We start from the raw sequence: 11,512 nt of genomic DNA, 5'->3' as shown, positions 1-11,512 counted from the left end.
TAAATAGTAAAGTAATTCTGAGGTGAATATTTTTAAAATCCTGTGAGTAGAAAATTGAGTGTCACTCTGAAGACATTATTTTGTGTGAAAAAATAATATAAAAAATAGACTAACAAAAGGAGGTTTTATGATATGAAAAATGAGATAGTAGTCATTGCTCCCTCTAAGTTATTTTCAGATACTGTATATGAAGTACTTGAAGAATTACATATAAAAATTCCATCATACATTGCTACAGGTAAAGAAACTATAGAACTAGCAGATAACATAATTAACTTAGGCACTAAAGTAATAATTACTCGTGGACAAAATGTTGATTTATTGCGTAAACATGTCTCAATTCCTATAGTGGATGTTGGATACAAATACGAAGACATATTTTATTCATATAAAAAAGCACTTAAGTATTCTTCAAAAATAGGATTTATAGGTTTAGAATCATCATATAAAACTGCTAAACGATTTAAAGAAATCTCCAATTTTGATTTAGAAATACCTAAGTTAAATTCTCTTTCTGAATTTGAAGATACAATAAAAGAATTAATTGATAATGGAACTGAGATTTTCATAGGTGGTAAAACAACAAAAGAAATCACCTCTAAATACAATAAACTCTGTATAGAGACTGAAGTTGAAAAGTCTTCTATTCATGCGTCTATCAATGAAGCAATTCATCTATATAACATAGGAATTGAAAAGAGAATAAATAACTCTATTACAGAAGAAATTCTAGAATGTACACATAGTGGTATAATTGCCATTGATAAAAATCACTCACCACTTTTTATAAATAATCAAGCAAAAAGGTTACTATTTAACCAAGTTGATAAATTTATAAAAGATTATTTAACTTCTGGTGATATTTCAGATTCACTAAAAAATGGGCACTCTATATGTAACAATATAATTAATTTTAAAGGTTCTTCCCTTACATTTGATTGTTTCCCGATTATAATTGATAGTTTGCATTTTGGATGTGTTGCAACCATACAAGATATCGAAAATATTCAATCAACAGAAAAAGAAATAAGAGAGAGTTTAATTTCAAAATCTCATTGTGCAAAGAACAATTTTAACGATATATTGGGTTCAAGTGATGCATTAATGCACTCGGTAAACATGGCTAAGAAATTTGCTAAATCTAATTCTACAATCATAATTACGGGTGAATCTGGTACTGGAAAAGAAATATTTGCTCAAAGTATTCATAACTATAGCAATAGATTTAATGGACCTTTTGTGGCTATAAACTGTGCAGCTATACCTGAAAATATACTTGAAAGTGAATTATTCGGATATGTAAAGGGAGCTTTTACAGGTGCTAGAAATGAAGGGAAAGCAGGTGTCTTTGAATTGGCACATAATGGGACTATATTTTTAGATGAAATTGGAGAAATTTCTAAAGATGTTCAAGTCAAACTACTTAGAGTATTACAGGAGAGGGAAGTCACTAGAATAGGGGATACTAAAGTTGTACCTATTAATGTAAGAGTTATAACAGCTACTAATAAAGATTTAGTGGAGCAGATTGATAATAATAATTTTAGAGAAGATTTATTTTACAGACTTTGTGTGTTGAAGTTAGATTTACCTCCTCTTAGAGAGCGAAAAGAAGATATCGAACAACTTACATATGCTATTATATCTCATTATAACAAACCAGTGTCAATATCTGATTCTGCACTTAAAATTTTAAGTAGATATGACTTTCCTGGTAATATAAGACAATTAAAAAATATAGTAGAAAGACTAGTAGTTATGTGTGATGATAATTTTATAGATGAGTACTTAGTTTCTGAAATTTTAACTTCTGAGCCACATTTTCGAAAGGATATAAGTTTAACTCCTACAATAGATTATTCTCCTATTTTGGAAGAGAATAAAATCGTAGATTATGAAAAAAAATTAATTCTTGAGACGTTAGAGAAAAATAATGGAGTAAAATCTGTTACTGCAAGTCAGTTGGGTATCAGTACTACTACTCTTTGGCGTAAACTTAAAAAGTATCAACTTTCAGATTAAATATTTATTGAATAAAATAAAAGAGGCTGTTACATAACAATTTAGAATCGTTATGTAACAGCACCTGTTATTTTAAAATTTTTATATATAAATATTTTATATACATAGAGTAGAAGTCATTTATTACTAAACTCTGTAAACATCATCTATAATTTGTACACCTTTTTTTTCTAATGTCTCATTTACCCATTCTCTATTTGCAGTTCCTTCAGAAGCCTTTACCACTTTAGCATGGTCTTGTTTAGCATTTGCTTCTGCTTTATCAATAAGGTCTACTGCATCATTTTTAGGGATTACGATTACACCATCTTTGTCTCCTAATATTATATCTCCTGGATTAAAAGCAATTCCTCCTATAGATATAGGTACATTCACTTCACCAGGACCTTCTTTATATGGGCCACCTGGAGTAGTTCCTGTAGCATATATTGGACAACTAGACTTTGATATAACATCAATATCTCTTATTGGACCATCTATTACAATTCCTGATACTTTTTTGAAATCTGCAAGATATTTGTACATGATTTCTCCCATGATGGCTTGTGTTCTATCTCCATTATTAGATAGTATTATTACATCGCCTTCTTGAGCTATATTAAGAGCTTGATGAAGCATTAAATTATCTCCTGGTCTTGATTTTACTGTTAACGCAACTCCACACATTTTGTTTTTTGGTGAAGACATTAACTTTATTTCTGAACTTAATGCACTTGACCTATACATACAATCTCCTACATTAGCTGCTGGTAATACACTAAATCTTTTTACAAGTTCTTTATCTGGTAAATCTCTTTTTAAATATACTCTATTTCCTATTGTCATTTTAAGTTCCTCCTAATAAGTGTTTATTGTTTACTAATCATTGTATATCGTTGCATTGTCCCAATCTATTGATTTTACTGGCCAAGTAGGTTTTTTGCCTTCAAATACCTCATTAACTCCAATTGCAGAGTGTAAAGAGGCTCTATTAGTAGCTTCTTTAGTTGCTGCTCCTATATGAGGAGATACCACAACATTATCTAAATACAATATAGGGTTTTTAGAATCTACTGGCTCTTGTTGTAATACATCTAAGCCAGCACCTGCTATAATATTATCTCTACATGCTTCATATAAAGCTTGTTCATCTACAACACTTCCTCTTGCTGCATTTATAAAAAATGCTGTTTCTTTCATCATATTAAACTGTTCTTTTCCTATAAAATGTTTAGTGACAGAAGTTGTTGGACAGTGAACAGAAACAAAATCACTTTCTTTATATATTTTACTTATATCTCTAGTTACTTCTACACCTTGTGGGAAGTCTTTAGATGGTTTATATGGGTCATATGCAACCACTTTCATATTGAATCCATCCATACACATCTTAGCAACTCTTGAACCTATGTTTCCACATCCAATAATTCCTACAGTTTTTCCATCAAGCTCACATTTAGGAGTTCTCAGCTTAGCTTTATAATAGTCCTCTATAAAACTTTTTCTTACTTTTGTATAATTTCTAGAGCAGTATAACATATACATTAGTGTTACTTCTGCAACAGAAGTACTATTTGCTACTGGACAATACAATACTTGAACACCAAATTCTTTTGCTGCATCTAAATCTACAGTATCAAATCCTGCTCCATGACGTACTATTACTTTTAAGTTATCAGCAGCTTCAAATACCTCTCTTGTTATTTTAGATAACCTAACTATAATTGCATCAATACCTTTTATATCATTTATTATATCTTTAGTCTCCATGCCTGAACCAGTTATCAGTTCATGTCCTCTACTTTCTAAGTAATCTCTTCCTTCTTGCATTATTTCTTGTGGTAATAATATTTTCCAACCCATTTTTTTCCTCCTAATTAATTTTCATATATGTAATCTGGGGCACAATATACTATAAATCCATTTTTAATTGTCATTTCTGTTTTTAATAATTTATCTGCCTCGAATTTACTACCTTTCCAATCTGTATAAGTTTGTTTAACATCCATAATGTCAAATATTGCTACATCTGCATTTGCACCTTCTGATAGACATCCTATCTGATTTTCCATTTTCATAAGTTTAGCTGGATTTTGTGTTGTCATTTTTACAACATCATATAGACTTATTCCCATACATATGTATCTAGACATAAGATTTGGTAGAGAGAATATAGGTCTTCTAAACATGCTTTCCAATACCAAATCTGTACTACAAATATCAGCTATAAATCCTTGTTCTTTTGCTTTTTGCATGACTTCAAAATCACCATGTTTTCTACCTTCTCCTGTATCAAATATGATTCCTCTTTCTCTTGCTTTCTTTACACATTCGTATAAATTGCCATTTGAGTCGAGGATAGTGTTTTGAACACCTTGATATACATGTTCAAATATATCTCCTGGTCTTAAGATATTTAACACATCCTCTGTAGGAACTGGTAAATTTGTACAATGCACCTCAACAGGGCATCCTATTTTTTCAGCTATTTTAATAGTCTCCTTTAATGGCTCTATTCCTAGACCTTCTACTAAATTTTCACTTAATCTTATTTTTAGACCTAATATATTATCTTTATTTTCATTGTATATTCGTTCTATTTTTTCATGATTGAAATACTTTGGGTCAATACATTCATGATAGCTAGTAGTTACTAATCCAGCTGAACAAACTTGTAAGAAACTTTTTATATTTACTTTACTTCTAGCCACAATTGAAGATTTAAAGAGTTGGTAGTTTGCTACTCCTGCTGAACAATCAATTGCACTAGTAACGCCTGTTGGAAGATATGTGCTATCTGGATATATACCAATTTCAGTTCCATCTGCAAACATATGAGCATGTGCATCAATCAGCCCTGGAAAAACAAATTTACCTCTTGCATCTATTGTGTGTTTTGCCTTATCACCATGTTTATATTCAGTTACTTTTCCATTGTATATAGCAATTGTTTTATTGCCATTTACATTATTTTTAGGGTCTATTACGTGTCCATTTACAATAAGTAAATCTAGCATAATTATTCATCTCCAATATATAAATTTAATGTGTACTTACCATAATCCAATTATTTTCCAGTAAGGTAAGCCTATTACTAAGAATATTGCTAATGCAACCATTACCATGATAGTGCCTACTTTCCAGAAATCTTTTTGAGATACATATCCTGATGCAAAGGCTATAAGACCAGCTCCATTTCCATAATGAGTCAATAAAGCTCCATAACTTGCAAAGAATGCTAGTAATAATGTAACTACCATCGGATTTGCCTTAGTAGATAAAACTATTGCAAATAGTACAGGATAAAAAGATGCTACAAATGCACTGTTTGATACAAAGAAGTATCTAACTGCCAAACTCACTAACAATAGTACTATTGTAACTAATAATCCATTTACATCTGATAGATTTAATACTGTACCTAATTTATCAGCTAACCAAGTGTAAAAACCTGCATCAGCTAATGAGCCAGCAATACCATAAAATGCACCATACCATATAAATATATTCCATGCTCCTTTAGCACCAATAACATCATCCCAATCTAAAATGCCTGCTATAAGAACTAATGCTAAGAATACAAATCCTACTACTTGCATATTTAAGTTTACAAAAGGTATTTTTTCACCAAACATCCATCCAAGAATTGCAAGAATAAAGAATACAACTAGTACCTTTTCATGTTTTGTAATAGCACCTAATGATTCCAAATCTTTTCTTATCTGTGGTTTAATATCTGTTAAATGAGTTAAACCTGGTTTGTATATCTTATATACTATAAGTGGTGCTACTAGTAAGAATAAACCTGCTGGTACGATTGATGCCATAAACCAAGTTCCCCAAGTTAAGTTAACACCTAACATACTTGCTGCCAAAGAAACTGTTATCGCATTGGTTGCCATACCTGTCAAAAATAATGCTGCTGTTCCTTGAGATACTACATATGTTAATACTGTTAAATATGCACCTAATTTTTTAGGTTCATCATCAGGTTTAGAACCTGCACCTTCTGCTATATTTCTAAATATAGGGTAGATAATAGTTGTTCTAGATGAATTTGAACCTGTAGCAGGGCTAAGTATTAAATCACTTATCATCATTAGGTATCCAAGTCCTAAGGTAGAATCTCCTGCTCTTAGCAAAAGGTTGTATGCCATACGTTTTCCTAATCCTGTCTTTACAAAAGCTGTACAGACAATAGTTACAACAACTAAAAACCAAGTCATCTTATCTGAATATCCATGAAGTAGTATTGACTCATCCATAAACATAAGTGCTACACCTACAATGATTAAAGTAATGATTGGTTCTTTAAATGGTTTAATAATAAGACCTGCTAGTAAACCTAGATATAAAGCAACAATATCCCAAGTTTCTTTTTTTAATCCTTGTGGTGCAGGTAAATTCCATATAATTATTGGTATAGCTGCAACAAGTAAGAATTTCATCAACTGTTTTTTATTCATTTTCTTCTCCTTATTTAATTTTAGATTTATACTAAATTATAAAAGCACGAAATATGCCAACTTTTTAGATTAATAATATTTTATTTGTTTTTTTATGTGATTTATTGTAATTTAACTGTTAATCAAATTACTTTGATACAATTTTATTAAAATATTTTTTTCTAGTTTGATAAAATAACATTATATTTCTTTATATTATATTTCAAATAGAAATATAATATTTCAATTTGAAATGCAATATTTCCGATTGAAATATAGTGTTTGAATTGTTAACATAACAATAAAAGATATATATTCTTATATTCTTGATGAAATGGATAGAGAAGTTTCAGGTAAAGTCGCAGGTAAGTTATACTAATCATAAGAGTAAACTTTAAAAAAAATTTAAACTTATTTCATATTACTAATAGAAGTAAAACTAAGCTATTTTATTAGCAAATAAAAGTTCAAATTAAATTTATGAGTATTTATAAAAGTGGAAGGCAATTATATGGAGAATAAGATTAAATTAATGAAGAATCGATAGAATAAAAAAGGGTACTTACATTATGAATAAAAGTGGAAATTTTAAAGAAGAAGTTGAAGAAAGAGATGAAAAGGAGATAAAAAGGAGATGATTCAAATTCTTATTTTGAAACATCTCCTTATAATGTTAAAGAACGAAGTCTATCTTTATCCAATACTTTTACACCACCACGAGATAGAGATACAAGACCTTCTCTAGCAAAATATTTCAACATTCTAGACACAACTTCTCTAGCACTTCCCATATACTTAGCAATTTGCTCATGAGTCATATTTATAGTAGTATTATTGTTTTTAGTTATTTCATCAACTAAAAAAGATGCCAAACGCTTATCAAAACTCATAAAAAGGATTTGTTGCATTGCCCACATAACATCAGAAAAACGTTCAGTGGCTAGCTTATATGAGAACAATTCTGCGTGAATATTTTCTGTAGACAATTTTGAGAAAACAGAAGAACTAATTTGTATAATATCGCAATCTGTCTCAGCATCCACATATACATCAAAAGTTATTGTGTTTAGAATGCATGATGCTGATAAGATACATACATCACCATTATCAAGACGGAAAAGTGTCACCTCACGCCCTTCATCTGAAAGTATGTATGTACGTATTGTTCCAGACTTTATAATCAAAATACCAATACAATCACTATCACCACAATGAATTGAGTTTCCTTTTTTAAAGTGGGATATATTGGCTGAAGAGATTAATAAGCTTTTTTGTGAGTCAGTGAGTTTATCCCAAAAAGATAAACTTTGTGTAAGTATATCAATATCGTTTTGTGAAAGCATATAGTGATTCCTTTCCTAAAATAATTATAATCCAATAATACAAGTGAATAGATAAAATAACAAGTAGTTTGTGAAAAAGGATTATTCAATTGTATATTAATAGTATGATTTGTGTAGAAAATATATGTTAATATATATTATTGCCTATTTGTAAGTAGATTAAGTCATATTAAGCATGTAAATTAATGAATTATAATATACATATCTTGTAAGCTGAAAGAGCTGTTTGATAAAGAATTTATCATACAATTCTTTGAGCATACAAAATGCATGAAATAATTTTATATCTTTTCTGATGGTAGATTTGTATAACTAATATATATATTAGATTTGTATAACTAGAACATATCTTGAAGTATATTTATTTAGAAGAAATAGAATTTATTTTTAAAATATGAAGCTCTTTATGTAGTTTTATTGCCATAAAACCTGCGATTATTGCAGCAGCAAAATCAGCTATTGGTTGTGCATATAAAATACCATTTAATCCCCAAAATATAGGAAAAATCAAGATTATAGGAATAAAACATATACCTTGTCTACACATACCCAGTAACCCACCTTCCTTTGCTTTTCCTAGTGCAAGGAACAATGTAGAATATACTGTATAAAAACCAAATAACATAAATGAAAATCCATTTGCTCTAAGAGCCTTACTACCATTTTCAATTAATAACACATCACCACTTGTAAATTGTGAAATTATAGCTGTTGGAAAAAACACCATTACAAGACCAAGTACTACACAAAATAGAGTAGTCCATGCTATAGATGTTTTTATTGCTTGGTGTAATCTATCATAGTTCTTTGAGCCAAAATTATAACCAGCAATTGGTTGGAAGCCTTTTATAAACCCAAATACGATAAGACTTCCCAAAGACATTATTCGTGTTACTGCACCCATTCCAGCTATCACAGAGTCACCATATTTTGTAGCTTCCATATTAGTTAATGTAATAGCGAGACTAGTCAATAACTGGAATATTAAAGTAGGTACACCAATCTTTAAAATTTCTGACATTATTTCATTTGAAAAACAACATTCTTTAATTCTAAAACTAAACATACTTTTCTTGCTAAAAATGTACCTGATATAAACAAGTGTTGAAATCATCTGAGAAAGAGCAGTTGCAATGGAAGCACCTTTTACACCCATGCCAAAGGTATAAATGAATATTGGGTCTAAAACTATATTAAGCAATGCACCTAATAGCATAGCGCACATGGTTGTTTTAGCAGCTCCTTCACTTGTGACAATATTAGTCATAGTGACATTAAATACATTAAAAATAGATGATACGACATAGATACTAGCATAAGACATTGCATAAGGCATAATACTTTTTGTAGCTCCTAATAATTTTAAAACAGGATTGAGAAGAATCATAATGACAATAATAAATAATATACCAACTATTATACTGCTGTAAATAGCTGTACTAGCAACTTTGCCTGCTTTTTCCTTATCTCCATGACCTAGGAGTCTGGCAATGTAGGAAGCAGCTCCATTTCCAAATAATAATCCTAATCCCACAATAATCTGACCTAGTGGAAATGCAACGGATATAGCACCCATTTGACTTGTTCCAAGACCACCTACAAAGTATGCATCTACCAAATTGTACAATGCAGTTATCATCATACCTATCATAGTAGGTAATCCCATAGATAACAAGGCTTTTGGTATTGGGGCAGACCCTAATAATTCAATTTTTTTGTTGCTTTCTTTCATGCTAAACACTCCCTTTCTATTGACATTAGCTCTAAAATATAATACTATAAATTATAGTAATAAAGAAAATGCTACTATAAATTATAGTATTTGTCAATAGAGAGAAAACGAGAGGAGAATTTTTATGGCAACAATAGATTTAATTGTACTGGGTATAGTAAAGCAACAGCCTCAGAGTGCTTATGATATTCAAAAAGTGGTGGAATATAGAAATATATCACGTTGGGTTAAAATCAGTACACCATCAATTTATAAGAAGGTAATTCAACTAGAAGAAAAAGGTTATATCCAAAGCACAATTGTAAGAGAGGGGAGAATGCCAGAAAAAGCAATTTACTCTTTAACAGAATTGGGTGAAAAACATTTTTTAGACTTAATGTTTGATACAGCTTCAAAGCCAGTAAATATTTTTCTGGATTTCAATGCTGTAATAGTAAATTTATACAGTCTTACACCAGAAAAGCAAAAGTTGTGTCTTAATAGTATTGAAGAAAATATACAAGTATTGAAGTCGTATATAGAGGAAAATATAAATACAAAATCGAATGTACCAGAAACAGGTAAGGCTATTTTAGACCAGCAATTGGTATTAGCTCAAACATTAGAAACATGGGTGAATTCTCTAAAGGCTATTCTAGATGTTGACAGTGAAAGAGGTTAACCTCACTCATCTAAGAGAGATTGCAAAGTAATATAAAGGTCATCATGAATTAGCAATCTGAATTAGCAATCTGAATTAGCAATCTCATTGTGGTAAAATGGATATTATGAAGCTAGGATTTTGACTAAAATGATTGATGACCTACTACAAGCAATTAAGAAACAAATTAGAAAATGGTCATCTGAATTTTATTCATTGGATATTTACGACTTATCCTGCCAAAACTTATTTGAAAATACTACTTATGTACAGCCACTTATAACAAGATGGACAAAGTGTAATAGTATTTTCTTGAAAAGAGTAGGATTTGTATTGATTACAAGATATCCTAATGGATAACAAAAAATTATATGATGGAATTAGGGATAAGATAATGATTAAAAGTATACCAGCAAAACAAATTTTACAGAAAGTTAAATTTGACAACTCAAGATGGTTTGGGATTGATTATAATATGAATCTCTATCGTGGTTGTCCTCATGGTTGTATTTATTGTGACAGTCGTAGCGCAGTATACAACATAGAAAATTTTGACCAAGTGAGATATAAGGAAAATGTGATAGAAACTCTAAAAAAGGAGCTACGTTCAAAGAGAAAAAAAGGAGTTGTTGGTATTGGAGCTATGTCTGACACATACAATCCTTTTGAAAAAGACCTTTGCATTACTCAACAAGCCTTGAATTTAATTTCAGAAAATCATTTTGGAGTATCTATTGATACAAAAAGTAGTTTGGTAGTTAGAGATATACCAATTTTGAAGGAAATAACAAGAAACAATTCTGCTATTGTCAAAGTTACTATAACCACTGCAAATGATGAATTAGCAAAGAAAATCGAGCCTAATGTGAGTCTAAGTTCTGAACGATTTGAAGCAGTAAAACAGCTCAATGATGCTGGAATATTTTGTGGTATATTATTGACACCTTTGATACCATTTTTGACTGACAATGAGAATGAAATAAGAGCAATTGTTGAAAAAGCACATAAGGCTAATGCAAAGTTTATCTATTGTATGTATGGAATGACAATGCGTAATGGTCAGAGAGAATTTTTCTATAAGCATTTAAAGAATATATCACCAAAACTAGTATTTCAGTATCAAAAAACGTATGGCTTAAATTATGTATGTCCTAGCTTGAATGGAAAGAGATGTGAACAAGTGCTAAAAAAAGAATGTGCTCGTTATGGTATTTTGACAGAGATGAAAGATATTATAGAAGCGTATAAGAAATCAGATATGCAATTAAAGTTTTTTTAAGCTATAAGTTGCAATTACTATTCATTCTTCTAAAAATTTATTCTATTATAAATTAAATAGCAAAAAGTAAAA

General features: G+C 30.1%; 10 protein-coding genes. 4 read left to right on the top strand and 6 right to left on the bottom strand.

All coding sequences use genetic code 11. The features are described from left to right. Positions 1-132: 132 nt before the first annotated feature. Entirely contained in the window at positions 133-2,022 is a 1,890-nt protein-coding gene (locus tag IC174_RS12760) for a sigma 54-interacting transcriptional regulator (protein ID WP_227483054.1), read from the top strand. 126 nt (positions 2,023-2,148) lie between these two features. On the opposite strand, the gene IC174_RS12755 is transcribed toward IC174_RS12760, so the two are convergent. The 6 genes from IC174_RS12755 to IC174_RS12730 all read right to left on the bottom strand — a co-directional run bounded on the left by IC174_RS12755 (position 2,149) and on the right by IC174_RS12730 (position 9,521). Then, positions 2,149-2,847, bottom strand: a complete 699-nt coding sequence (locus IC174_RS12755; protein ID WP_227483053.1) for an RraA family protein — start codon at positions 2,845-2,847, stop codon at positions 2,149-2,151. A 33-nt stretch (positions 2,848-2,880) separates the two neighbouring features. Next, a complete protein-coding gene (locus IC174_RS12750; protein WP_227483052.1) occupies positions 2,881-3,864 on the bottom strand; it encodes a hydroxyacid dehydrogenase in 984 nt (327 codons plus the stop codon). Positions 3,865-3,878: 14 nt separating this feature from the next. After that, positions 3,879-5,018, bottom strand: coding sequence for an amidohydrolase family protein (locus IC174_RS12745; protein ID WP_227433527.1), 1,140 nt, complete (start codon positions 5,016-5,018; stop codon positions 3,879-3,881). A 36-nt stretch (positions 5,019-5,054) separates the two neighbouring features. Next, entirely contained in the window at positions 5,055-6,467 is a 1,413-nt protein-coding gene (locus tag IC174_RS12740; RefSeq protein ID WP_227483051.1) for a DASS family sodium-coupled anion symporter, read from the bottom strand. A gap of 644 nt (positions 6,468-7,111) precedes the next feature. Then, positions 7,112-7,789, bottom strand: coding sequence for a Crp/Fnr family transcriptional regulator (locus IC174_RS12735; protein WP_227433525.1), 678 nt, complete (start codon positions 7,787-7,789; stop codon positions 7,112-7,114). 361 nt (positions 7,790-8,150) lie between these two features. Then, positions 8,151-9,521: an MATE family efflux transporter gene (locus IC174_RS12730; RefSeq protein WP_227483050.1), complete on the bottom strand. Its 1,371-nt coding sequence runs from the start codon at positions 9,519-9,521 to the stop codon at positions 8,151-8,153. A gap of 124 nt (positions 9,522-9,645) precedes the next feature. Between IC174_RS12730 and IC174_RS12725 the strand changes: the two genes are divergently transcribed. The 3 genes from IC174_RS12725 (at position 9,646) to IC174_RS12715 (ending at position 11,440) form a co-directional block, all read left to right on the top strand. After that, positions 9,646-10,182, top strand: a complete 537-nt coding sequence (locus IC174_RS12725) for a PadR family transcriptional regulator (protein WP_227433523.1) — start codon at positions 9,646-9,648, stop codon at positions 10,180-10,182. 129 nt (positions 10,183-10,311) lie between these two features. After that, positions 10,312-10,521, top strand: coding sequence for a DNA alkylation repair protein (locus tag IC174_RS12720; RefSeq protein WP_227483049.1), 210 nt, complete (start codon positions 10,312-10,314; stop codon positions 10,519-10,521). Beyond that, positions 10,514-11,440: an SPL family radical SAM protein gene (locus IC174_RS12715; protein ID WP_413927191.1), complete on the top strand. Its 927-nt coding sequence runs from the start codon at positions 10,514-10,516 to the stop codon at positions 11,438-11,440. The genes IC174_RS12720 and IC174_RS12715 overlap by 8 nt, the downstream gene beginning before the upstream one ends. The last annotated feature ends 72 nt before the right edge of the window (positions 11,441-11,512 follow it).

This window comes from Clostridioides sp. ES-S-0001-03, assembly GCF_020676075.1.
Taxonomy (GTDB): domain Bacteria; phylum Bacillota; class Clostridia; order Peptostreptococcales; family Peptostreptococcaceae; genus Clostridioides.
This window is presented reverse-complemented; position numbering and strand designations above follow the sequence as displayed.